Source organism: Methyloceanibacter methanicus, assembly GCF_001723285.1.
GTDB lineage: Bacteria > Pseudomonadota > Alphaproteobacteria > Rhizobiales > Methyloligellaceae > Methyloceanibacter > Methyloceanibacter methanicus.
On record NZ_LPWG01000001.1, the window covers coordinates 47953 to 69346 of the forward strand.

The window sequence follows — 21394 nt, forward strand, 5'->3', positions numbered from 1 at the left end:
CGTGACGCAGAGACCCGTTCCGAACCTGCTCGGCGATCCCAACGCCACGCGCATCGTTGCGGGCGACACCGAGGCCATTTTCCTGCCCGGCTACGGGATGATCGGCATTTCCCTCAAGAGGGACGGAATCGAGGCGTTGCGGCGGATCGACAACCTCATCGTCGCCGCGGCGGCCAACCGAACGGTCGGGATCCCGTTTCTGTTTCCCTTCGCCAACCGGCTCGCAGATTTCCGCTACGAGGTCGCCGGGAGGGGCGTGACCTTGCCGCCGCAATCCCTCGTGCTGCGCTACGACGAGAACGGCCTGCCTATGCACGGGCTGATGTGGCCCCATCTCAGCTGGGAGGTCATCGGCACGTCGGACTCGACGGTGTCGGCCCGGTTGAACTGGTCTCACCCGCAAGGCCTCGCGGTGTTCCCCTATCCGTGCCTGCTGTCCATGAGCGCCAGTCTCGAGCCGGGCAGCCTGACGATCGAGACGGCCCTGTCCGCGACGGGCGATATCGATGTGCCGGTGAGCTTCGGCTTCCATCCCTATTTCGGGTTCGACGCGGATCGTGCGGACTGGCGCATCCGCCTTCCACGGATGCGCCACCTCACGCTGGATGCGCGGCAGATCCCGACCGGCACGTCGGTTCCATTTCCGGGACTAGACGATCTGCTCCGTACACGAAGCTTCGACGACGGCTTTGCCTTGCTGGAGCCCAGCGCCACGCTCTCGATCGGCTATGGCGGACACCAAATCTCCGTCGACCTGCTGGAGGGCTACACCCACGCGCAGGTCTATGCGCCGCACGACCAGAACTACATCGCCTTCGAGCCCATGACCGCGCCGGCCAACGCGCTCATCAGCCGAGACGGGCTGCGGCTGGTGTCTCCTGGCGATACGTTCGGCGCGACATTCCGTATCTGCGTCGATTGAGACCCGGCCTTCGCCTCAGCCCTTCGCGACCATCACATCGGACGCCTTGATGATGGCGCGAACGTCGTCGCCCACCTCCAAGGCGAGATCTTCCACCGCTTCGTTGGTGATGGAGGCGGTCACGACGGTGCCCCCGACGTCAATGCGCACATGCGCGGTGGTGGCTCCCGTCTTGATCTCGACGACCTTGCCGGAAATCGCGTTGCGTGCAGATATCTTCATGCTGTGTGCTCCTTGGTGGTAATAAACATGTCATGACTCACGTCACCGAGACCCCAGGCACGGCGGACGTTGCTGAAGCGCCGGGGACGCCGCCGGCCTTGTCGACGACCCTTGTGGCGCGCGTCCTGCGCCACGACACGCGATACGGCCTCTCGACGCTTTTCTTCGGTGACGGAGAGTTGCGGGTTCCCCTGGTCGACGCACCGGCCGGTTCAGGGGTGCGCGTGACGATCTGCGCGCGCGACGTCTCCATCGCCTTGTCCCGGCCCATGGACGTCTCCATCACCAATCGTCTGCCAGGCACGATCGTGGCGCTCGAACCGCTGGCGCTTCCGTTCGTCCGGATTGGGTTCAATCTCGGCTCGACCGTGCTCGATGTTTTGGTCACCAGCGAATCCGTTGAGCGGCTCGGTCTGGAGCCGCATCTCAATGCCTGGGCCATGATCAAGACCGTTGCCATCGGGAAGGACGCGGTTGAGCCGCACGACCTGCCTCGGCCCCGGACGTGGCGCGGGACCGATAGTCCGGATCGAGAGCCGACGTGAGCTCGGCGAGGGCGGGCGCCGCGGCGTTCCCCGCGCGCCTCTCGACGGACCGGTAAAGCGCCACAAGCCGGGCACCGAAATCCGTGAGCGCCGTGCCGCCGCCGCGCCGTCCCGGAAACGTCTCGAACACGGGCGTCTCGAAGCAGCGGTTGAGCGCATCCACCGTCAGCCAGCATTTCCGGTAGGCACGCCCGTTGCCTTGCTCGCCGCGAGGATCGAGCGCGCCCGGCGGACGGCTTCGATGAGATCGATATCCTCCGCCGTGACGGTTCCGCCATTGGCGAAGCGGATGGTGAGCTCCAACTGCGTCGCGTCCGGTGCTTTACGTCCCATCACGCCAGGCCTCCCTCGCCGCTCATCGAGTCCGCCAACGCTTCCGGTCCGGACAAATCCCGCGCGGCCGCCCACCACGCATCGAGGCTGTCCACATCGGCGGGGACGAAGTCCGCGAGCGGCCCGGCGAAGATCTGCCAGGCGGAAAACGCCTCGGCAGCGATCGACGTGGCGACGGGGGCGCCGGCCAGCAGCGCCGCGCGAAACGCATCGGCAAGGCCGTGGCGCGCGATCTCGAGCTTGCCGAACTTGCTCAGGATCACGAGATCGGCGCCGCAGGCGATCGCTCGTTCCACGCGCCCGCAGGCATCGGCGAGCGCGGCCGAATCGAGATTGCACGCGCTCGATCCCGGGCCGAGATCTTGCGAGATCGGGACAATGTCGCCAGTCGAGAGGTCTTGCAGGGCGAGGCCGGCGCACCCGCTCGGACACGGCTTGGCGATCTGCACCAGTCCCGCCACGCGATAGCCCTTGTGGCTGACCTGACGCGCGAACGCGGCGAGCAGCGCCTGATGGGCCGACGACGACCCGCGCAGTGCGGCGATTCTCGCCATCACGGCACCTCCCGGTCGGCCGTAGCGGCGTCTTTCGGACAGGCGTCGGTCACAGGCGTGGCGGTCTTTCGAGACCGATCCAAGCATCGACAAGTTCAGCGTCGAAACCGGCTTCGCGCCGCTCCGCCACTTGCATCAAGGGTCGACGGATCAGGATCGGCTGGGCCAGCATCAGGGCGATCGCCTGCTGGGGCGTCAGCGTCTCCGGGTCGATCTCGCCGGACTTGATGGCCGGCGCCGAGGCATTGAACCAGCCGGCGACTGGCCGGTTCCCGAAGAACGGACGCAAACGCTCGGGCGTCCAGGGCTCCGTGAGCAGGTCGCGCACCTCGAGCTCGTGGCCCGACGAGAGGAGCAGCGCCTTTTGCCGCGCGTTTCCCCCGCAACCCGGTTTTTCGTAGAAGATCACCTTCGCCATCGCCGGCCTCCTTAGGTTCGTGCCCGCGGCTCGGCCGCCTCGCGTGCGTTCGCGCGCTCCCCGGCATAGAGCCGGATCGCCTTCATCGTGGCGCGGGCGATGGCGCGGCCCCGGTCGTCCATGCCCGTCCACACCGCTTTGCGCCCGCGTGGATCGATTTCGAGCAGCTTGCCGCCCGCCTCGACCTTGACCGAATCGCGGACGATGCCCCGCACGTGACCGTCGATCGGCGCGCGCACCGCACAGCGTCCCAGATGTCCGACGACGAAGTCCTTGTAGATGCGCATGCCGATCTCGATGGGTGTGTGCCAGAGCCCGTCGGTCTCGGCATAGGCGAACCGTTCCTTGCCCACGCCGCCGAGAGCAGGCGGGACGCCGTCCGCAGCGTCGGTGCGCCCGCGAACCACAATGCCGCCCGCTTTCCGGGGCCGGGTTTCGATCGCCACGTCGCAATTGCGCCCGACCGCGAAATTGGGTCCGAGACCGACCGTCAGCCGCACGATCCCGCGTAAGTCCGGCGTCACGCGGTGCTTTTGCATCCGCGCATCGATCAAGACCTGCGGCGTGCGCCAAGCGAGAATCTCGCTGAGATGGAGCGGCGACACGGCGATGCGATCCGGTTTTTCCGAGACCACCGCAAGCTCGGGCCCCGTCTCCGCAAGCTCGCCATGAAGGAGCGCCAGCACCGCCGGGTCGCCATAGAGCGCGTCGTGAAACGCCATCGCGCGCCGGATGACCGGCGGAAACGGATCGTGGCTCAGCACGACGGAAAAGCCGCCGCCCTTGAGATGGACGGCCACGGCCGAAGCGATCTCGTTGGTGCCGAGCACCACGGCGAGGGGCTGGCGCGCTGACGGGACGGGAGATTGACGATTGCGGTTCATGGGCGTGGCGTGGTTCGGTTCACGGTCCTCGTAGCAAGCTGCAGGCCAACCCAAGCGCCCCCTAAAAAATACCGTAATTTCAGTCATTTGTACGACAGGCGCCAGACCGGCCTGTGCCCTCGCACGAACGCCCCTGCTATATTGTCGGGGATACAACAAACCCGGCCCTTACGAGAGAACCTATATTGTCGCGAATACAACAAATCGGGCTCCCGGGACGGGGCGCGCCGAGAATCTCGGCCCATGGAAGGGCCCATGGAACGGCCCATGGAAGGGCCCATTGACGAAGTTTGTGACGAAAACCCCTAGCGCCGCGCGGCGGTCCTAGCCTAAGTCCTACCCGGCATGAGAGTGGGGAGAAGCGCACGATGAGCCGGCGGGAGCCGCTGATCTTCATCATCGCGGGCGAACCGTCCGGCGACAATCTCGCCGGGCGGCTAATCGGCGCCTTGCGGGAGCTGACGGACGGCCGCATCCGGATCGCCGGCATCGGCGGCCCGCAGAGCGAAGCTCAGGGGCTGAAAAGCCTGTTCCCCATGCGCGAGCTGGCCCTGATCGGCATCGCTGAGGTTCTGCCGCACCTGCCGCGCCTCGTGAAACGGATCAACCAGACCGCCGCGACCATCCGCGAGATGCGGCCCGACATCGTGGTGACGGTCGATGCGCCGAGTTTCACCTTACGGGTCGCCAACAAGCTGCGCGGGTCCGGCATTCCCATCGTCCATTACGTGGCGCCGCAGGCCTGGGCCTGGCGCGCGGGCCGCGCCAAGACCCTTGGCAAACGCGTCGACCATCTCATGGCGCTGCTGCCGTTCGAAGTCCCTTTCTTTGCCGAGCACGGACTGCCGACGACTTACGTGGGCCACCCGGCCATCGAGTCGGCGCTGGCCGGCGACGGCAAGTCCTTCCGCAAAGCCCATGCATCGCCGATGACGCGCAGAATCCTGTGCGTCGTCCCGGGCAGCCGCACGAGCGAAGTGCGGCGCATGCTGCCGGTGTTCGCCGAGGCCGTAGGCCGCCTGTCGGAGCGCTATCGCGATCTTCAAATCGTGATCCCCGTGGCGCCCAACGTCGCCGACCTGGTGGAAGCGCAGACGAAGGACTGGCCGCTGCCGGTCGTGCGCGTGACGGACCCCGCCGAACGGTTTCATGCGTTCGCGGCGTCCGACGTGGCCATGGCGAAGTCGGGCACGGTCACCCTGGAACTCGGCCTTGCGCGCGTCCCCATGGCCGTCGGCTACAAGGTGAGCGCTCTCACCGCGTTCATCGTGCGGCGCATGCCGATCGCCGTGAAATACGCCTCGCTCGTGAACCTCCTCGCCGACCGCGACGTTGTGCCGGAACTCATCCAGGAGGCCTGCACGCCCGAAGCCGTGGCCGACGCGGTCGGACACCTGCTCGGATCGGCCGAGGCGCGGGCGGCGCAACAGGAAGGCTTCGAAGAGGTGCTGCACGTCCTTGGCGACGCGGATCCGCCGCCGAGCCGGCGCGCCGCGCAGCTCGTGCTCGACCTGATCGGGACGCGGGAAACCTGACCGCGCGCGGCGCTTAAGCCTTTGCGGTCACCGTGACGGGCGAACCGGGCGTAAGCCAGGCTTGCACCTTCTTCAGCTGCGCATCGATGCTTTCGTTGATCATCACCGCGACCCGCAAGGCTTCCGAGCCCGCATAGCCGTCGACGAACGGCTTCTTGCCGGTCCTGACGCAATCGAGGAACGAGGCGATCTCGTTGCCGAGACTGTCCTCCTGCGGGATGTCGACGGTATCGGTGGCGATGGCCGCCAGCCCCTCCGTCATGGGATCGCCGCGGAGGCTGTAGCCGAAGATCTTGCGCTCCCCCAAATCGCAATTGAGGTACTGGCTGTGCGAGAACACGCGCAGACGACGCTCGGTCTTGTAGCTGATGCGGCTCGTCGTGACATTCGCCACGCAGCCGGACTCGAAATTGATCCGCGCATTGGCGATGTCGACCTTGCGGCCCATCACGCCGGTGCCGACCGCGTCCACGCTCGACACAGGCGAGCCGACCAGGCCGATGATCATGTCGATGTCGTGGATCATGAGATCGAGGATGACGTCCACGTCCACCCCGCGCGCCTTCCACGGCGCGATGCGGTAGCTCTCGAGATAGAGCGGCAAATCGATCTTTTCCGAGATGACCCGATAGGCGGCCGAGTAGCGCTCGATATGGCCCACCTGGAGCACGGTGCCGCGTTCCTCCGCAAGCTTCGTCAGGATCTGCGCCTGCTCGACCGTCTCGGTGATCGGCTTCTCGATATTGACGTGGAGCCCCGCATCGATCAGATCGCGCGCCACATCGAAATGGAACGGCGTCGGCACGGCGACACTCACCGCGTCGACCTTGCCGTAGATGTCCCGGTGGTCCGTCAGGGGCTCGGCGCCGAACTCCTCGGCCATGGCCTTGGCGCGTTCGGGATCGGCATCGACCACGGCGACCAGCTTCGCATCGGCGTTCTTCGTGTAGTGATTGGCGTGGAACCGCCCGAAATACCCCGTGCCCACGACCGCGGTGCGAATCTGATCCGCCATTCCCATCTTCCTTTTGATACTGTCCGCCCGCCCCGGGCGGGGTCACGACCCTGCCGGGCCCGCTGCCCCTCTTGTGAGGATGTTCCTTGCCGGGCTTTTTGTCGCAAAATTGGCCCCTTCGCCAGCCCCTAGACGGCGGCCTCAGCGGGGCGGGCGGAAATTGTGCCGTGGAAAGTTTGGGCGACTCCGGTTAAGTCCTTGGCGGCGCTTGGCGATAAGCAGGGCCTGGCCGCGAGACCCGGCCGGCCAGCGAGGGAGAACAGAATGCCGCACCACTCGATTCTCGATGCGTCTGCCCGGCTTGCGTCCCGGCGACGGTGTCACGGCCCCCGCGGAGGGCTCTAGTCCATGCTGCTCGGCTCCGAACGCTTGCTCGCCTCGAACCGGCTCAAGGGACTGAATGTCGGGATCTTGGCCAACCCGGCCTCGGTCGACCGCGACTACCGCCATATCGTCGACCGGCTCGCGGCCGCGGCCGACATCAAGCTCGCGGCGATCTTCGGTCCTCAGCACGGCTTCAATTCCGATCTTCAGGACAACATGATCGAGACGCCCCATGCGACGGACCCCAAACGGGGCGTCCCGATCTTCTCGCTCTACAGCGAGACCCGCGAGCCGACCAAGGAGATGTTCGATCCGATCGACGTCCTCGTGATCGATCTCCAGGACGTCGGCGCGCGCATCTACACCTTCATCTACACGATGGCGAACTGCCTGCAGGCCGCCGCCAAGACCGGCACGCCGGTGATCGTGTGCGACCGTCCCAATCCCATCGGGGGCCTGCAGGTCGAAGGGCCGATGCTGGAACCGGGCTACGAGTCCTTTGTCGGCCAGTATCCCATTCCCATGCGCCACGGCATGACCGTGGCCGAGCTCGCAAAGCTCTTCAACGAGCATTTCGGAATCGGCGCGCCGCTCGAGATCGTGACCATGGAGGGCTGGTCGCGCGCGCAGTATTTCGACGAGACCGGCATGCCGTGGATCATGCCCTCCCCCAACATGCCGACCCTGGATACGGCAATCGTCTATCCCGGAACCGTCCTGTTCGAGGGCACGATGGTCTCGGAGGGACGCGGCACGACACGGCCCTTCGAGCTGATCGGCGCGCCCTATCTCGATGCCGACGCCCTCGCTATGCGCATGAACGCGCACGGGCTCCAAGGCGTCTATTTCCGGCCGGCCGTGTTCGAGCCCACGTTCCAGAAGCACGCCAAGACGCCGTGCGGCGGCTGTCAGCTGCATGTCACCGCGCGCGAAACCTTCGCACCCGTCATTGCGGGCGCCGCGCTGATCCGCGAATGCATTGGCCTGGCACCGGACCAGTTCCAATGGCGCGAAGGGCCGTACGAGTATGAGCACGAAAAGATGCCGATCGACATTCTCGCCGGCTCGCCCCAGCTGCGCGAACAGGTCGAAGCGCAGGTTCCGGTCGCCGAAATCGCGGCGAGCTGGACGAAAGGCGTCGCCGACTTCGAAGCGCTGAGAGCGCCCTACCTGCTCTACTGAGGCACACGCCCATCCCAGGCCGACATCATGGGGCACCCCAGCGTCTGCTCGAACGCTTTGACGAGATCGTCCTCGCCGTGCACGTTCAGATACGTTCCGCCCGTCTCTTCGGCGAGACACTTCGCGTCGAGATAGCTCTGCGCACCGAGCCACGAGTCGGACTGCAACCGAAAGCCGATCACGTTGACGGTCAGGTTGGGCGCCTCTGAGCCCAATCTCTTGCCCAGCTCGCAAGGATGCCCGTCGCATGTCTCCTGGCCATCGGTCAGGACGACGATAACGCCAGGCTTGTTGCGGTAGTCCAGCACCTCTGCGGCCTGTTCGATCGCCTGCGTCAGCGGCGTCTTGCCCGCGGGACGGAGGCCATCGACGACGCGCATGATCGGCTCCGCCGCGTTTGGTGTCGGCCGCAGGTCCAGCGACACGTTGCATTGATTGTAGGCGCCGGCACCGTAGGTCACCAAACCGATCTTCCGGTTCTGTTGCGCCCGGGGCAGGACACGGCGCAGTGCCTTGCGCACTTCGTCGATGCGCAACTGCACAACCGTCGAGAACGGATCCAGATTCCCCGCCATGGATCCGGAGGCATCGAAGACGATCATCGCGTCTTCGGTACAGGGGCTGGGCCTCTCGGCCGCAAGAGCAGGCGCCGCCCCGGACAGAGCGCCACAAAGCACCAGAACGGTACACGCGAGCACATCGAAAACGCGCTTCACGCCACAGCGCGCAGCGTTTCTCAAGGTGGACGCGGGCCGAACGATCATCGCCTATTCTTAGCTAAGGACGCGGGGCCATGCTTGATGAATAGTGCCGCTCGAGGTCGGACGGATCCCAGGCCGACATCATGGGGCACCCGAGCGTCTTCTCGACGCGCGGACAAGTTCATCCTGGCTGTTCGTGGCGATGTAGAGCCCGCCCGTCTCCTTGGCCAAACACTGGACGTCCAGTGCGCTCTGGGCCCCGGTCCAAAACGCCGTCATGCGAAAGCCGATCACGTGGACCGTCAGCCGCGTGCCTTCCCTATTGAGTTTCTCGCCAAGGTCGCACGGCGCGCCGCCGCACGTCTCCTCGCCATCGGTCAGAACCACCACGATGCCGGGCTTGGCCTTGTAGTCGAGAACCTCGGCCGCCTGCTCGACGGCCTCCGTCAACGGCGTCTTGCCAGAGGGGTTGAGCCCGCCGACTGTCTGCAAGATGGGCTGGGCGGCATCGGCGGTCGGCCGTAAATCGAGAGTGACGTTGCATTGCTGGTAGGGCCCGGGGCCGTAGGTGATGAGCCCGATCTTGCGGAAATGCGTGACGCGCGGCAGCGCCTGGGCCAGGGCCTTGCGGACCTCGTCGATGCGGCGGATCTTGGCGCCGATCCCCTCGGCCAGGCTGCCGGCCATCGAACCGGAGGCATCGAAGACGATCATCGCGTCTTCGGTGCATGGCACGGCCGACTCAACCGCAAAACCATGCGCCGGCCACACGCAAACAGCCATCAGCGCCAGGCCGCAACGCCTGAACCAACCCAACGCAGACTTGGCAAGCATGAATGCTACCCCATTCCCTCAAAGTTGCCATTTTACGGCAATCTAGGGGCGCATTCCTAGCAGCTTCGAGTCATCGGGCAAGTGACCTTGCGCGTCCAAGGCCGACATCATCGGGCAACCGAGCGTCTGCCGGAACGCTTTCACCAGGTCTTCTTCGTTCTCCGCCGAGATGTAGAGCCCGTGCGTTTCCTGCGCGAGACACTTCACGTCCAGTACGCTGGATTCGCCCATCCACGTGAAATTCTTCATCTGGAAGGCAATGACATGGACCGTCAGATTGGCGCCGTTCGCGACGAAGGTTTTCCCCAACCCGCACGGATCGCCGTTGCATGTCTCCTCGCCGTCCGTCAGCAGGACGACGATGCCCGGTTGCGAGCGATCGCTGAGGACCTCCGCGGCCTGCTCGACCGCCTCGGTCAAGGGTGTCTTGCCGGCAGGGTTCAGCCCCGTGACCACGCGCATGATGGGCTCGGCGGCATTGGGGATCGGCCGCAGGTCGAGTTGCACGTTACACTGACGATAAGGGCCCGGACCGTAGGTGATCAGCCCCACTTTGCGGTAGCGGGTGATTCCCGGCAGAACGCGGGCCAAGGCTTTGCGCACTTCGTGAATGCGCGGCTTCTCGGTCATGATGCCCTGTCCGAGGTTCCCGGCCATGGACCCGGAGGCATCGAACACGATCATCGCATCTTCCGTGCAGGGCGTCTTCTGGTCTTGTGCCTTGCCGGGACCGGCGAGAACAGCGAGCGGCATGGCCCAGAGCAATCCTGCGAGGAGAAGTCTATTTGGTGTCGTCATCCAAACCACCCTTCTCCCCGCAAGACGCTCTAAGAAACGCTCAATGTGCCGCTGCATTCGCGGCCGCGGCGGGGGCTACTCTCGGACTTTGAAGGCGTAGAAGATCAAAATCACGCCCTGAATAAGCAACAGCGCGCCAAAGACGAGCGGAACGGCCAGCGCTGCCGGTATTGGCGCCCCAAGCAGGATAACGCCGATGATCAGATTGATCAGGCCGAATATGAAGGAGCCCACGCCACCGCCGGTGAAGGCCCCGATGATCGCGACGATACCGATGACGATACCGAGGATGCCGAGCCACACGACAATGGCCGTGGGCAGCACGATGGCGGAGAAAAGCGGATGCCTCAGAACGATGATGCCCGCGAGAATGCCGAGCACACCAATGATCAGCGACCAGTACCACGGCACGGTGTCGTCGACGAACACCCGCACCAATTCCAGCACGCCCACGAACAACCAATAGAGCCCGAGAAAGATGACAAGCGCGACCAGCGTTTCCGCGGGCCGGGTAATCAGCAGAAAACCGAACAGGACCGACGCGATCCCTTCGAGCAGGAAGACCCACCAGATATCCGAGTGGCTCTTCGGGGCGGTCGTTGCAGCCATAGTCATATCCTCCCTGATGTCGTCTCATTGTTTTCGCCGCGGGCGCGCCCGCGCTTGTGCCCAGAATTATAGCAATTTGCCTGCCGCTGTACCGGATGATGATGGGTTTCCCCTGAAATCTGCCATTTATCGAGCGCCGACATGCGGTGGCGAAGGCTGATATGCTCCCTTATCTAAGAGAAGTGATTCTCGGAAAGCCGCCGTCAGCCGGTGCCCGGTCCCGGAGGGCCCCATGATGAAACCGATCGTCCGCGTCCCCTGCTCGGTTTGGCGCGCCGACTCCGCATCGGCCACCATGACGGCCGGCACCCGCGCGATCCCAGAAGAAACCGCGATCGCCTTCACGTTCAACACGGCCTCCTACGCGGTGATGATGGCGACGCCGCAGGACCTGGAAGACTTCGCGGTCGGCTTTGCCCTCACCGAGGGGATCGTGCCGTCCCTGGAGGCCATCGACACGGTCGAGGTGGTCGAGGAAGAGGCCGGGATCGAACTGCGCGTCTGGCTCAAGGCGAAGGACGCGGCCGAGTTCCTGGGCCGCCGTCGCAAGCTGGCCGGCCCCACGGGCTGCGGCCTCTGCGGTGTCGAAAGCCTGATCGAAGCCATGCGCCCGCCGCCCGCCGTGAGCCAGGGCCGTGTCTTCACGCCCGACGAGATCATGACCGCCGTGTCCTCGCTTGCCGCCCATCAAGAGCTCAATCGCGAGACCCGCGCAGTCCATGCCGCCGGCTTCTGGGAGCCCGCGCGGGGTCTTGTCGCCATCAGGGAAGACGTGGGCCGTCACAACGCCCTCGACAAGCTGGCGGGCGCGCGGGCGCGCGACGGCGGCGGCGGCGGCGGCGCGCACGGCGTGATCGTTCTGACCAGCCGGGTGGCGATCGAAATGGTGCAGAAATCGGCCATGATCGGCGCGCCCGTCGTCGTGGCCGTGTCGGCGCCGACGGCGCTCGCCGTGCGCATGGCCGAGGCCTGCGGGCTGACCTTGGCCGCCGTGGCCCGCAAGGACGGATTCGAAGTCTTCACCCACCCGCACCGCATCGCCGGCGCTTCGAAAAGCGACGTGGCTTAGGCCATCCAGCTTCGCCTGGTCGCCACGGAGCGTGGCCGGCCCTTTCATGGCCAGGTTTTCGTTCGCCGAGACTTACTCGCAAAGGCCACGGGCCAAGTCGAGATCCTCCGGCGTGTTGATATTGAAGAACGGGTCCAGCGCGGCGCCCCCGATCCTGATCGGCCCGAAAGCGACTTCCGCCGCCCCGTGTGCCCGCACGAACGCACTGGCTCTGCGTTCCCCGCGCGCCAGGGCCTCTGCCAGACCCTCGGCCATCGCGACCGGCCACAGCCCGATCACCGGATGAAGACCTGCCGTCGAGACGGCCACGGCCATCGGGGCATCGCCCCGGCCTTCCGCCAACCGCTGCACGAGGTCCGGCGGAATGAACGGCGTATCGCCGGGGACGGTCACCGCGAAGCGGACGCCGGGACATGCGGCCCGCACCCAGGACAGGCCGGCCTCGATCCCGGCCAACGGCCCCTGGAACTCCGCACGGGAATCCGGCACGACGGGCATGCCGAACGCGGCGAAGCGGGCCGGGTCGCCATTGGCGCTCAGGACGATAGAGCCGGCCTGCGGGGCCAGGCGCGCGACGACCTCGGCCAGCACGGGCCTTTTTCCCAGCTTGAGCAGGGCCTTGTCGCCACCGCCCATCCGGCGCGATTGCCCGCCTGCAAGAACGATCCCGGCGATCTCTTCCATGTCCGTAGCCATGTCCGGACTTTAGGGCGCCGGGCGGGGCGCCGTCACGGTCCCGTTTGCGTCTTGAAAGAGAATGCCGGACAGGCTCGCGTGCCGGAACCTTCGAGCGGATTGTTGCCGTATGCCGGGCGAAGGTCTGCCACAATGCGACCGTATAGGGCGTTCGGGGGATTCAAGGAGCTGCGCCATGAAAATTCTGACAACCAGTGTGTTTGCCGCCTTCCTCGCGCTCGTCGCATCCGTCTGCGAACCGTCGTGCGCCGTGGCCGCATCCGCCCAGGAGATCGAGGACGACGTCAACGACACGCTGCACAGATTCGTCGATCAGATCGGCGGCGCGCGGCCGCTGGCCAACAAGGCCGTGGGAATCTTGGTGTTTCCCTCCATCGTCAAGGCCGGTTTCGGCATTGGCGGGGAGTACGGCGAAGGCATGCTGATCGTCGATCAAAGGCCGGCCGGCTTCTATAATCTCGTCGGCGCATCGTTCGGCTTTCAGCTCGGCGTGCAGCAGCGCTCGGTCATCATTATGTTCATGACCCAGGACGCACTCGATCAATTCTACAGCCTGTCGGGCTTCAAGATCGGCGTGGATGCTTCGGTGGCGATCATCACGGTCGGCGTGGGCGGATCCATCGATACCGACAAGATCACGCAGCCCGTGATCGGCTTCGTGCTCGATCCGAAAGGGCTCATGTACAACCTGACGCTCGAAGGCTCCAAAATCACCAAGATCGACCGTTAAGCGCGCAAGACGCGTTGATACATTCTGGCGCAGCTCTGCAATTGTCTTGTCATAAGCGGCCCCTACAGACGTAGGATGCTGTCATAAGACGCTTGCAGGTTGTGAAACCAATGACGGGAGGATCGGATGGCTGACACAGATTGGGGCGAAGACGTCAAGAAATACGTAGCGGACGCCGACGATAAGGCGATCGCGGGAATCGTACGTCACTGCGGTATCGCGCTGCAAAGCCGGGATGCATCGCTCGTGTCCTTCACCGACAAATCCGAGCTGGAGCGCGTGCGCGAGAAGTTCCTCAAGAAGAAACTCGGCCTCAGCATGTCCGACGACGAACTGGACGGCGCCATCGCGACCATCGGCGAAAAGTTGAAGGACGTGCGCAACAGAACCGCGTGACGGTCTACTACCTGCTGGCCGATCACTTCGGCAAGCTGTCCGACTTCGCCTAGCGTTCATCCCGCCAGCACGTCTTTCTTGGATACAGACGATGACGACGGACCCGGAGCAGCGATGCTCCGGCCGTTGAGCCGCGCCTTCTAAGCGCGCCCTATCGCGATATCTCGCCGGCGAACGAAGCCCGGCAACGCCCTAACGGCGCGGCGCGGCGTCTTGACCGTGTTGAGGATTGGCGACGGCGCTCCGCTCTTGATTCAGCGGGCCCACGCCAAAGGCCGACATCGGCACCTCGACCGCGCAACCCGCGACGGACAAGGCCACGAGCCCAGTGGCGACAAATAAAGCAATCTGTCTCATGATCGCGTCGTACAAAATCTTATGGTTCGAGCAAAGGACTCCACCCTACTTAGGAATCAATTTTCCTAAAAACAGGGCGAAACCTTGGAGAAAACGGCGACATGGTTAGAAAAGGGTGACCGGGCGCCGGGGCTTGACCGCCCTTAAGGGCAATCCACGCGCGCGCCCAGCACGCCGTCGACGGCCACGGCCCAGGCGCGCGGTACGTTCGCGAGCGTTTCCGGGATCGGCCTCAGGATGGACACGGCCGAGCACCCGGTGAGCTCACGGCTGTTCTCGGCCATGGACACGATCAAGTCGGCCGAAAGCGCGCCAATCCTCGGGCGCAAGTCCGCCTCGAGATCCGGGACATCCGCGAGCCGTTCGACGCCCCCTGACCGCCATGTGTCGAAATAGAAACGCTGCACGATCTTGGCCGCCTCCATCTGCGCCACGATGAATCGCCGCGCCAGCCGAACATCGAGCCCCGCGGCGCGCGACCGCGCCAGAGCCGCCGCGAGCACATTGGCCTCGCGGACCGGGTCGTCGATCGGGAGCCGCTCGTTCCATTTATGGGCGGCCACCTGCTCCATGAGACCCAGACGCTCGACCAACAAATGGCGGAGAGCGTGCACGCCGCCGGCGGGGTCGGCGCCGGCCGGACCATTGGCCGACGCCAGGATCGCGAGCAGGACCAGAACCACCTGGCGCATTGTGTTCCGTCTCCGTCCTATCGGCACGCCGCCCAAAGGCGCTATAAGGGACGGCGCGCCGTCTTGCGCCGTCCTCTTAGCAACAAAGGCCCTCAAAGACATGCCCGCCCGTTCACACTCCATGCTGCCACGTGTTCGCAATGTCATTCTCGGACTCGCCGCCTGCGTTTGCGCGGCCCCCGTCATTGGGGCGCCCGCGCAGGCCGACCCGCTGCTGGAGGAGACGGTCGAGTTTACCGGAACGGTCCTGTTTCTTCAGACCAAGGTCCCCGGGCTCGTGATCGGCGCCGTCCGCAACGGCGAGACCGCCGTCTACGGGTTCGGCGAAGCCACGGATAGCGGCGAGGCGCCGGACGGCGACACCGTGATGCGGATCGGCTCGATCACGAAGGCGTTCACGGGCCAGGTGCTGGCCGCGCTCGCGGCCGACGGTACGGTCTCCCTCACCCAGCGCCTCGGCACGCTCGCGCCCGATCTCGGCTCGGGCAAGGATCCGAACGTCGCCAAAATCCGGCTGATCGACATCGCCACCCAGTCCGCCGGCATCCCGCGCGAGGTTCCCCATGAGCCGGGCCCCAAGGACAATCCGTTCAAGCCGATCACGCGCGAGGCCTTCGCCGGCTGGCTGGCCGAGAACGACCTGCTCTATCCGCCGGGAACGGGCGTGCTCTACTCCAACTTCGCCTTCGATCTCCTCGCCATCGGCCTGTCGGAGGCGGCCAAGACCCCCTACCCGGAACTGCTGAAGGAGCACGTCACGGGGCCGCTCGGCATGACCGACACGGGCTTCACGCTCAACGACGACCAGAAGAGCCGCCTGATGCAGGGCCACGGTTTTGACGGCAAGGCCCTGCCCGACGTTCCGACCGGCGAGGTCATTGTCGGTTCCGGCGGCCTGTATTCGACGCCGAAGGACCTGTTGCGCTGGATGCAATGGCATCTCGATCGCCTCGCGGAAAAGGACGCGGAAACCCGGATGCTCGACCACGCCGCGTACCTCGTGCGGGACAATCTCAATCCCGTGCAGGGCATGGACGAGTCGGGCCATATGGATGCGATGAGTCTCGCCTGGGTGGTGATGATGCCGGAGAACGATCGCCCGCTGATCCTACAGAAGGCCGGCGGCCTGCAGGGAACGTTCTCCTATATCGCCTTCGCGCCGACGCGCGGCATCGCCGCCTTCGTGGCCATCAACCAGTTCGACTTCGCCGCCGCCACGACCATGGCCGAAGTCGTCAACGAGATGATCACCTCGCTCGCGCCGCGTTAGACGGGCCCTGCACAATTGCGTGGCATGCTGACGATCATCCGGCAGGCTCAAGAAAGCGTTAAGGGAATGGGTATGTAATCGGAGCCCTGCAACTTGGAGACCATCGGCGATGGGCAGACTGCTCCTAGCGTTCGTCAGGGACGAGTCCGGCGCGACAGCGATCGAGTACGGCCTCCTTGCCGCCGGCATCGCCATCGTCATGACCACGTCCCTGACGCAGGTCTCCTGCTCGCTGACCAACATCTTCTCGAAGGTGTCCAGCGAGCTGAAGGCGCAATAGCGCCGGACGACAGACAACCGCTCTATCCCTAACATTGCGAAAAGCTGATACTTTCGAGCGGTGACGCCGTTGGAGATTGAAATGCTGTTTTTGGTTCGCTTGGTTCTTGCCGCTTCCCTCCCCATTCTGATGCTCCTGCCCGAGGCCGCCTTTGCCAATCGCCGCGCCTGCCAGAACCTTGAGCAGAGCTATGCGCAGATCGAGCGTGGCGCCAGCACGGTCGAGGTCAACAACACCCTCTTTTCCGCGACTGACAAAGGATGCGAGGAGCTTGCCGCCCTTGCGCTGAAGGATGGCGCGTCCCTCGAGGCTCGCGACCGGTTCGGGGCGAAACCACTGTCCCACGCAGCCGCGTCGGGTGAGGTCGCGCTCGTTAAACTCTTTCTCGATAGCGGTGCGCCAATCGATGCGCGAAATCTCGACGGTTCCACCGCGCTCTACAAGTCCGCGGAAGCGGGTCGGTTGGAGACCGTGAAGCTGCTGGTGGAGCGGGGTGCGGAAGTGGATCTTCCGGGCCGTAGCGGCATCACGCCGCTCGTCGCCGCCGCCTATATGGGAAGCGAGCCCATCGCCGCCTATCTACTCGAGAAGGGGGCCGATCCCAACTGGATCGATGGGACGAAGAAGTCCGCGATCGTCTACGCGGCCGGCCGCGGCTTCCTGCCGGTGACCCGGCTTCTTCTCGACAGCGGCGTCGACGTCAATGCGCGCTACGGCAATGATCTCACAGCGCTGATGTGGACGGCGGGTCATTCGAGCGAGGCGGGTGTCTTGGACGTCGTGGAGGTGATGAAACTGCTCTTGGATCGCGGCGCCAATGTCGACGACCGAGACAATCGCGGCCGCACGGCGCTGATGATAGCGGCCGAACTCGACCACACCGCCGCGGTCGAACTCTTGCTCGCGCGTGGCGCTGACAAGAGCCTGCGTGACGATCAAGGCAAGTCGGCCGCCGACCTCACGTCGCTGACGGCATTGCGCGAGACGTTATCGGCCGCGCCCTAGGCTCAGCGGCCGTGGCCGAGATACTGATCGATCTGCAGCCCCGCCAGATATTCTGCCAGCGCTTCGAAATCGTCCTCGGGCGTGGCGCTCATGAGATTCGACATGCCAGGATTGTTGCCGCGTGAACCGTCGCGGAACGCCAGCATCGTCGCCAGCAGATACTCCCGCGACTGGCCGGCAAGACGGGCCGTCGTGCCGTCACCCTGGAAATGGTCGAGGTGGCAGCCTCTGCAGCCAACGGATCGCACTGCGGAGTCGGCCTTCGCGGCGACGCTGGCCGGTGCGGGCGGCTGACCGAGATTCGGCCACTTCTTCTTCGTGAAGTATGCGGCGAGCGCGTACATGTCTTTCTTCTCAAGCGGCGCCGCGATCGGCTCCATCAACGGGTTCTTGCGTGTTCCTCGCTTGAAATCGCGGAGCTGCAGGTAGAAGTAGCCTTCGTTCTGCCCCCAGATCACGGGTGTCTGCTTGTTGATCGGCACGCCGTCCGCCCCGTGACAGGTCGCGCAAAGCTTGACCTTCTCTTCCAGATTGAACTCTTCGGCGCTGCCGCTGCCGGCAAACAAGGTCGAACCGATGAGAAAAGCGGCACAAACGGCACGCCGCGAAACGTGAAGCATTCTGCATCCCCCTGAGAAAAGCGCACTTGCAAAAAAGGACGGGGCACGGCCGTGCCCCGTCCTCATTCATTCTAATCGTTCACGACGCAACCGCTATCAATCGACGGTAAAGGCGATGATATTGTTGCCCCGCTTGAAGTCGATCTGGGTGTTACCGCCTGCACCGACCACGATGTATTCCTTGCCGTCCACCGAATAAGCGGTGGCCGGGGCATTGACGCCCGCGCCGGCGAAGAACGACCACAGGACTTCGCCATTCTCAGCGTCGTAGGCGCGGAACCAGCCATCGCCTTCACCGGTGAACACCAGCCCACCGGCGGTCGCGAGCGTACCGCCCATCATCGGCAGCGGCGTCTTCTTCTGCCACTTGATCTTGCCGGTATTGTAGTCGACGGCCGTCACGTTGCCGAACTGATCGGAGTCCGGGATCACCTTGAAGGCGCCACCAAGCCAGAGCTTGCCGCCCGGATAGGGCGAGCTCTCGACGTGGTACGTCATCGGCTGATGCAGGTTGACCGCGTAGGTCAGGCCAAGGTCGGGATTGACCGACATCACCGACCATTCCACGCCGCCATTGGCGCCGGGAAGCATCGGCGTGCCTTCCGGTGTCGGCAGGGACCACATACCGGTCTGATCGACCATCGCCTCGGAGAAGCGGATGAGGCTGCAGTCATCGCGATTGTGGATATAGACGTTGCCCGTCTTGCCGCCATGGATGACGCCGGGAACCGTGTTGCCGTCATTGTCCTTGACATCGACCAGGATCGGCGGGCTCACCGCGTCGAGATCCCAAACGTCATGGGCGATGTATTGGAAGTGGCACACATACTCGCCGGTGTTGAGATCGACCGACACAAGCGAGTCCGTGTAGAGGTTGTCGCCCGGACGGATCGAGCCGTCGAGATCGGGAGACGGGTTGCCGACGACGAAGTAGATGCGCTTGGTCTTGAGATCGACGGCCGGATTCTGCCACACGCCACCACCGAGGGTCTTGTAGGGATCGCCCAGCTTCGCGAGCGCCGCCTTTTCGGCTTCGATGTCGCGGTGCATATCCTTGCCCGTGGCATCATGCGTCGCCCACTCGCCGACGGAGTCCTCGGGGATCGTATGGAAGTTCCAGACGAGCTCGCCCGTGTCGGCGTCGTAGGCACGGACGAAACCGCGGATACCGTACTCACCGCCATTGGTGCCGATCAGAACCTTGCCGTCGACGACGGTCGGCGCCATGGTTTCCGAATAGCCCAGTTCCGGATCGGCGATCTCCGTTTCCCAGATCAGGCTTCCTGTCTTGGCATCCAGGGCGACGAGCTTCGCGTCGAGCGTCCCCATGTAGACTTTGTCTTTGTAGATCGCGACGCCGCGATTGTTGGGACCGCAACAGTACGTCGTGACGGGCCCCATTTTGTGCTTGTAATGCCAGAACTGCTCGCCTGTCTTCGCATCGATCGCGTAGAGTGGTTGAACGACGTTGTGACGTACATCACTCCGTCGACAATAATCGGTGTCGTTTCCAGCGATTCAACGACTTCGGTTTGGAATATCCAGGCCGGGCGAAGCTTCCCAACATTCGACTTGTTGATCTGCTTCCCTTGATAATACCGGGTCTGGTCGTAGTTCAGATTGGTGTGAAGATTGTTTTTTGTGTCTGCCGCCGCTCCGCTGAGCATGTCCTGCGACACGGATGGCACAGGTGCTTCTCGGGTTGTCGTTGTTACGACGGTTTCCGTCTCAGCACCTGGCCACGCTGCGGTGGCTCCGGCAAGACTAACTACAAGCGCACCAGCAAGCGTGGTGGCTGTCTTACAGCTCCCCATATTTTCCTCCCTTGGACACCCATTTCAACCGGCCGTTGTCGGCCGGAAGCTCCAGATGGGTTCACATACGAAGCCTGCGCGCGGGATTGGCACTTGTCAACGCAGTGTTGCTTATCCTCTTGCAAACGCTACCAGATGGCATGTTCCTTGCCATAACTGCCCGCCGAACTTGCTACGCGACAGGCCTCGAACTGGCTACACTTGCACCATGGCATGAGGGGCGGAGCCAAGGCTTCACGGTGGGTTATGGAATGAGATTAAGAAATTCGGTCCGGTCTAACGGCGCGTGCGGGCTCGCGAGCATCCCGCCAAAGCCGTTTTGGATGCGGCTGCGAATCCTCGCGTGCGTAGGAACTTTGCTCGCTTTGATGCCGCCAGCCACCCTAGCCGCCCCTCCCAAAGCCAAGCCTGAGCCTACATTGATCCCGATCGGCTACCTCAAACAGGAGGTCGACGAACTCATTCCCCTGTCACGTTTGAACGTGAAACCGGACGACTTAGGGATCGCGGGAGCGCAAATCGCGCTGAGCGACAACAACACGACGGGGATGTTCACAAATCAAAAATTCGCACTGGACGTGGAACGCGTGCCCGTCGATGGCGATCCCGTCGCCGCTCTCAACAAGCTTGTCGATAGTGGCCATCAGTTCGTGCTGGTCGATGCGCCGGCGGAGGTCTTGCTGGCGCTTGCGGACGCGGTCGAAGGCAAAGACGTGCTGCTGTTCAATATCAGCGCCGCCGACGTCGGCCTCCGGCAGGAAGACTGCCGCGCGAACGTGCTGCACACGGCGCCCGATGTCGCCATGCTTGCCGACGCGCTTGCCCAATATCTGGTTTGGAAGAAATGGCAGCGATGGTTCTTGGTCAACGGCGTCTTTCCGGAGGACCAGGCGTACCGGGACGCCATCCGCCGCTCAGCGAAACGATTTGGCGCCGAGATCGTCGAGGAGCGCGCGTACAAGGAGACCCCCGGCGCGCGTCGCTCCGATACGGGCCAGCAACGCATCCAGCAGCAGATGCCGGTCTTCACGCAGGCCGCGCCATCTTATGACGTCCTGATCGTAGCGGATCAGCGCGAGGTTTTCGGACCCTATCTTCCATTTCGCACCTGGGACCCGCGCCCCGTCGCCGGCACGGCCGGTCTCAGAGCCATGAGCTGGCATCCGGCGCATGAGCAATGGGGCGCGACACAGATGCAAAACAGGTTTCAGCGCTTCGCAAACCGCTTCATGCTGCCCCTGGATCACCAAGCGTGGATCGCAGTCCGCGCCGTCGGCGAAGCCGCCTCGCGCACCCAGTCCGGAGACTACGGACCGATCGACGCCTACATTCGCGGCGACAGCTTTGACCTTGCTGCGTTCAAGGGACAGAAGGTGACGTTCCGGAAATGGGACGGCCAGCTTCGCCAACCCATCATTATCGCCGAGGCGGAACTGCCGGTCTCAACCTCGCCTCAGAGCGGATTCCTGCACGAGCACGAAGACGTCGACACGCTCGGGATCGATGCGCCCGAGACCAAGTGTGAATTCTAAACCGAAAGCAAGTCGTAACGACAAAGACAAGCGCAAGACAAAACTTAAGTCCTGGGA

At 64.2% G+C, this 21394-nt stretch carries 25 protein-coding genes and 1 pseudogene; 11 read left to right on the plus strand and 15 right to left on the minus strand.

Going from position 1 to position 21394, the window contains the following annotated elements; all coding sequences use genetic code 11:
* The first annotated feature begins 1 nt into the window (after position 1).
* Complete coding sequence (locus tag AUC68_RS00205; RefSeq protein WP_083240242.1) at positions 2–922, plus strand: aldose 1-epimerase; 921 nt, start codon at positions 2–4, stop codon at positions 920–922.
* A 15-nt stretch (positions 923–937) separates the two neighbouring features.
* Here AUC68_RS00205 and AUC68_RS00210 read toward each other — a convergent pair whose 3' ends face one another.
* Positions 938–1144: a TOBE domain-containing protein gene (locus AUC68_RS00210; RefSeq protein ID WP_069435808.1), complete on the minus strand. Its 207-nt coding sequence runs from the start codon at positions 1142–1144 to the stop codon at positions 938–940.
* Positions 1145–1176: 32 nt separating this feature from the next.
* Between AUC68_RS00210 and AUC68_RS00215 the strand changes: the two genes are divergently transcribed.
* Complete coding sequence (locus tag AUC68_RS00215) at positions 1177–1689, plus strand: TOBE domain-containing protein (protein WP_083240243.1); 513 nt, start codon at positions 1177–1179, stop codon at positions 1687–1689.
* A 165-nt stretch (positions 1690–1854) separates the two neighbouring features.
* Here AUC68_RS00215 and AUC68_RS18475 read toward each other — a convergent pair whose 3' ends face one another.
* The 4 genes from AUC68_RS18475 to AUC68_RS00235 are packed head-to-tail and all read right to left on the minus strand — an operon-like array spanning position 1855 to position 3878.
* Complete coding sequence (locus tag AUC68_RS18475) at positions 1855–2025, minus strand: hypothetical protein (RefSeq protein WP_425283201.1); 171 nt, start codon at positions 2023–2025, stop codon at positions 1855–1857.
* The gene (locus AUC68_RS00225) at positions 2022–2576 is read right to left on the minus strand and encodes a DUF2478 domain-containing protein (protein WP_069435809.1); all 555 of its coding nucleotides are present in this window, start codon (positions 2574–2576) and stop codon (positions 2022–2024) included. The genes AUC68_RS18475 and AUC68_RS00225 overlap by 4 nt, the downstream gene beginning before the upstream one ends.
* 49 nt (positions 2577–2625) lie before the next feature.
* Positions 2626–2994, minus strand: a complete 369-nt coding sequence (locus AUC68_RS00230) for an ArsC/Spx/MgsR family protein (protein WP_083240244.1) — start codon at positions 2992–2994, stop codon at positions 2626–2628.
* Between the two features lie 11 nt (positions 2995–3005).
* Positions 3006–3878, minus strand: coding sequence for a xanthine dehydrogenase (locus AUC68_RS00235; RefSeq protein ID WP_069435810.1), 873 nt, complete (start codon positions 3876–3878; stop codon positions 3006–3008).
* A 368-nt stretch (positions 3879–4246) separates the two neighbouring features.
* Between AUC68_RS00235 and lpxB the strand changes: the two genes are divergently transcribed.
* Complete coding sequence (gene lpxB / locus AUC68_RS00240) at positions 4247–5413, plus strand: lipid-A-disaccharide synthase (protein WP_069435811.1); 1167 nt, start codon at positions 4247–4249, stop codon at positions 5411–5413.
* 13 nt (positions 5414–5426) lie between these two features.
* Here lpxB and AUC68_RS00245 read toward each other — a convergent pair whose 3' ends face one another.
* Complete coding sequence (locus AUC68_RS00245; RefSeq protein ID WP_069435812.1) at positions 5427–6428, minus strand: Gfo/Idh/MocA family protein; 1002 nt, start codon at positions 6426–6428, stop codon at positions 5427–5429.
* Between the two features lie 348 nt (positions 6429–6776).
* On the opposite strand from AUC68_RS00245, the gene AUC68_RS00250 reads away from it, so the two are divergent.
* The gene (locus tag AUC68_RS00250; protein ID WP_083240246.1) at positions 6777–7934 is read left to right on the plus strand and encodes an exo-beta-N-acetylmuramidase NamZ family protein; all 1158 of its coding nucleotides are present in this window, start codon (positions 6777–6779) and stop codon (positions 7932–7934) included.
* Here AUC68_RS00250 and AUC68_RS00255 read toward each other — a convergent pair.
* The 4 genes from AUC68_RS00255 to AUC68_RS00270 form a co-directional block, all read right to left on the minus strand.
* Complete coding sequence (locus tag AUC68_RS00255; protein ID WP_204376929.1) at positions 7928–8698, minus strand: vWA domain-containing protein; 771 nt, start codon at positions 8696–8698, stop codon at positions 7928–7930. The genes AUC68_RS00250 and AUC68_RS00255 overlap by 7 nt on opposite strands.
* Positions 8699–8776: 78 nt before the next feature.
* Positions 8777–9370 carry a vWA domain-containing protein gene (locus AUC68_RS00260; RefSeq protein WP_158008183.1) on the minus strand — a complete coding sequence of 198 codons (594 nt, stop codon included), beginning with the start codon at positions 9368–9370 and terminating at the stop codon, positions 8777–8779.
* A 141-nt stretch (positions 9371–9511) separates the two neighbouring features.
* The gene (locus AUC68_RS00265) at positions 9512–10267 is read right to left on the minus strand and encodes a vWA domain-containing protein (RefSeq protein ID WP_204376930.1); all 756 of its coding nucleotides are present in this window, start codon (positions 10265–10267) and stop codon (positions 9512–9514) included.
* Between the two features lie 75 nt (positions 10268–10342).
* Positions 10343–10876 carry an HdeD family acid-resistance protein gene (locus tag AUC68_RS00270; RefSeq protein WP_069435815.1) on the minus strand — a complete coding sequence of 178 codons (534 nt, stop codon included), beginning with the start codon at positions 10874–10876 and terminating at the stop codon, positions 10343–10345.
* A 232-nt stretch (positions 10877–11108) separates the two neighbouring features.
* Between AUC68_RS00270 and fdhD the strand changes: the two genes are divergently transcribed.
* Positions 11109–11945: a formate dehydrogenase accessory sulfurtransferase FdhD gene (gene fdhD / locus AUC68_RS00275; RefSeq protein WP_069435816.1), complete on the plus strand. Its 837-nt coding sequence runs from the start codon at positions 11109–11111 to the stop codon at positions 11943–11945.
* 72 nt (positions 11946–12017) lie between these two features.
* Here the strand turns inward: fdhD and mobA are convergent, their stop codons facing one another.
* The gene (gene mobA, locus AUC68_RS00280; RefSeq protein WP_244500311.1) at positions 12018–12641 is read right to left on the minus strand and encodes a molybdenum cofactor guanylyltransferase MobA; all 624 of its coding nucleotides are present in this window, start codon (positions 12639–12641) and stop codon (positions 12018–12020) included.
* A 175-nt stretch (positions 12642–12816) separates the two neighbouring features.
* On the opposite strand from mobA, the gene AUC68_RS00285 reads away from it, so the two are divergent.
* Positions 12817–13371, plus strand: coding sequence for a lipid-binding SYLF domain-containing protein (locus AUC68_RS00285; RefSeq protein ID WP_069435818.1), 555 nt, complete (start codon positions 12817–12819; stop codon positions 13369–13371).
* A gap of 126 nt (positions 13372–13497) precedes the next feature.
* Complete coding sequence (locus AUC68_RS00290; RefSeq protein ID WP_244500312.1) at positions 13498–13767, plus strand: DUF2853 family protein; 270 nt, start codon at positions 13498–13500, stop codon at positions 13765–13767.
* A gap of 500 nt (positions 13768–14267) precedes the next feature.
* Here AUC68_RS00290 and aroQ read toward each other — a convergent pair whose 3' ends face one another.
* Entirely contained in the window at positions 14268–14816 is a 549-nt protein-coding gene (aroQ, locus tag AUC68_RS00300) for a gamma subclass chorismate mutase AroQ (RefSeq protein WP_069435820.1), read from the minus strand.
* Between the two features lie 100 nt (positions 14817–14916).
* On the opposite strand from aroQ, the gene ampH reads away from it, so the two are divergent.
* The 3 genes from ampH (at position 14917) to AUC68_RS00310 (ending at position 17371) form a co-directional block, all read left to right on the plus strand.
* Positions 14917–16086 (plus strand): D-alanyl-D-alanine-carboxypeptidase/endopeptidase AmpH, encoded by a 1170-nt coding sequence (gene ampH / locus AUC68_RS00305; RefSeq protein WP_244500313.1) that lies wholly within the window; start codon positions 14917–14919, stop codon positions 16084–16086.
* A 109-nt stretch (positions 16087–16195) separates the two neighbouring features.
* Positions 16196–16366, plus strand: coding sequence for a Flp family type IVb pilin (locus AUC68_RS15385; RefSeq protein ID WP_083240249.1), 171 nt, complete (start codon positions 16196–16198; stop codon positions 16364–16366).
* Between the two features lie 81 nt (positions 16367–16447).
* Positions 16448–17371 carry an ankyrin repeat domain-containing protein gene (locus AUC68_RS00310; protein ID WP_141701005.1) on the plus strand — a complete coding sequence of 308 codons (924 nt, stop codon included), beginning with the start codon at positions 16448–16450 and terminating at the stop codon, positions 17369–17371.
* A gap of 2 nt (positions 17372–17373) precedes the next feature.
* On the opposite strand, the gene AUC68_RS00315 is transcribed toward AUC68_RS00310, so the two are convergent.
* The 3 genes and pseudogenes from AUC68_RS00315 to AUC68_RS18850 all read right to left on the minus strand — a co-directional run.
* Positions 17374–17991 carry a c-type cytochrome gene (locus tag AUC68_RS00315; protein WP_244500314.1) on the minus strand — a complete coding sequence of 206 codons (618 nt, stop codon included), beginning with the start codon at positions 17989–17991 and terminating at the stop codon, positions 17374–17376.
* 96 nt (positions 17992–18087) lie between these two features.
* Entirely contained in the window at positions 18088–18633 is a 546-nt protein-coding gene (locus AUC68_RS18845; protein ID WP_483127778.1) for an outer membrane protein assembly factor BamB family protein, read from the minus strand.
* Between the two features lie 87 nt (positions 18634–18720).
* Positions 18721–19805 (minus strand): annotated as a pseudogene (locus AUC68_RS18850) (outer membrane protein assembly factor BamB family protein); the annotation flags it as partial.
* 419 nt (positions 19806–20224) lie between these two features.
* Here AUC68_RS18850 and AUC68_RS00325 point away from each other — a divergent pair.
* Positions 20225–21337 (plus strand): ABC transporter substrate-binding protein, encoded by a 1113-nt coding sequence (locus AUC68_RS00325; protein ID WP_244500316.1) that lies wholly within the window; start codon positions 20225–20227, stop codon positions 21335–21337.
* Positions 21338–21394 lie beyond the last annotated feature (57 nt).

Excerpts from the sequence above, each read along its gene's own strand:
- AUC68_RS00210 (WP_069435808.1), bottom strand. The coding sequence starts at position 1,144 with ATGAAGATATCTGCACGCAACGCGATTTCCGGCAAGGTCGTCGAGATC.
- AUC68_RS00215 (WP_083240243.1), top strand. The coding sequence starts at position 1,177 with ATGACTCACGTCACCGAGACCCCAGGCACGGCGGACGTTGCTGAAGCG.
- AUC68_RS00225 (WP_069435809.1), bottom strand. The coding sequence starts at position 2,576 with ATGGCGAGAATCGCCGCACTGCGCGGGTCGTCGTCGGCCCATCAGGCG.
- AUC68_RS00230 (WP_083240244.1), bottom strand. The coding sequence starts at position 2,994 with ATGGCGAAGGTGATCTTCTACGAAAAACCGGGTTGCGGGGGAAACGCG.
- AUC68_RS00235 (WP_069435810.1), bottom strand. The coding sequence starts at position 3,878 with ATGAACCGCAATCGTCAATCTCCCGTCCCGTCAGCGCGCCAGCCCCTC.
- lpxB (WP_069435811.1), top strand. The coding sequence starts at position 4,247 with ATGAGCCGGCGGGAGCCGCTGATCTTCATCATCGCGGGCGAACCGTCC.
- AUC68_RS00245 (WP_069435812.1), bottom strand. The coding sequence starts at position 6,428 with ATGGCGGATCAGATTCGCACCGCGGTCGTGGGCACGGGGTATTTCGGG.
- AUC68_RS00250 (WP_083240246.1), top strand. The coding sequence starts at position 6,777 with ATGCTGCTCGGCTCCGAACGCTTGCTCGCCTCGAACCGGCTCAAGGGA.
- AUC68_RS00255 (WP_204376929.1), bottom strand. The coding sequence starts at position 8,698 with ATGATCGTTCGGCCCGCGTCCACCTTGAGAAACGCTGCGCGCTGTGGC.
- AUC68_RS00265 (WP_204376930.1), bottom strand. The coding sequence starts at position 10,267 with ATGACGACACCAAATAGACTTCTCCTCGCAGGATTGCTCTGGGCCATG.
- AUC68_RS00270 (WP_069435815.1), bottom strand. The coding sequence starts at position 10,876 with ATGGCTGCAACGACCGCCCCGAAGAGCCACTCGGATATCTGGTGGGTC.
- fdhD (WP_069435816.1), top strand. The coding sequence starts at position 11,109 with ATGATGAAACCGATCGTCCGCGTCCCCTGCTCGGTTTGGCGCGCCGAC.
- mobA (WP_244500311.1), bottom strand. The coding sequence starts at position 12,641 with ATGGCTACGGACATGGAAGAGATCGCCGGGATCGTTCTTGCAGGCGGG.
- AUC68_RS00285 (WP_069435818.1), top strand. The coding sequence starts at position 12,817 with ATGAAAATTCTGACAACCAGTGTGTTTGCCGCCTTCCTCGCGCTCGTC.
- AUC68_RS00290 (WP_244500312.1), top strand. The coding sequence starts at position 13,498 with ATGGCTGACACAGATTGGGGCGAAGACGTCAAGAAATACGTAGCGGAC.
- aroQ (WP_069435820.1), bottom strand. The coding sequence starts at position 14,816 with ATGCGCCAGGTGGTTCTGGTCCTGCTCGCGATCCTGGCGTCGGCCAAT.
- ampH (WP_244500313.1), top strand. The coding sequence starts at position 14,917 with ATGCCCGCCCGTTCACACTCCATGCTGCCACGTGTTCGCAATGTCATT.
- AUC68_RS15385 (WP_083240249.1), top strand. The coding sequence starts at position 16,196 with ATGGGCAGACTGCTCCTAGCGTTCGTCAGGGACGAGTCCGGCGCGACA.
- AUC68_RS00310 (WP_141701005.1), top strand. The coding sequence starts at position 16,448 with ATGCTGTTTTTGGTTCGCTTGGTTCTTGCCGCTTCCCTCCCCATTCTG.
- AUC68_RS00315 (WP_244500314.1), bottom strand. The coding sequence starts at position 17,991 with ATGCTTCACGTTTCGCGGCGTGCCGTTTGTGCCGCTTTTCTCATCGGT.
- AUC68_RS18845 (WP_483127778.1), bottom strand. The coding sequence starts at position 18,633 with ATGGTCGATCAGACCGGTATGTGGTCCCTGCCGACACCGGAAGGCACG.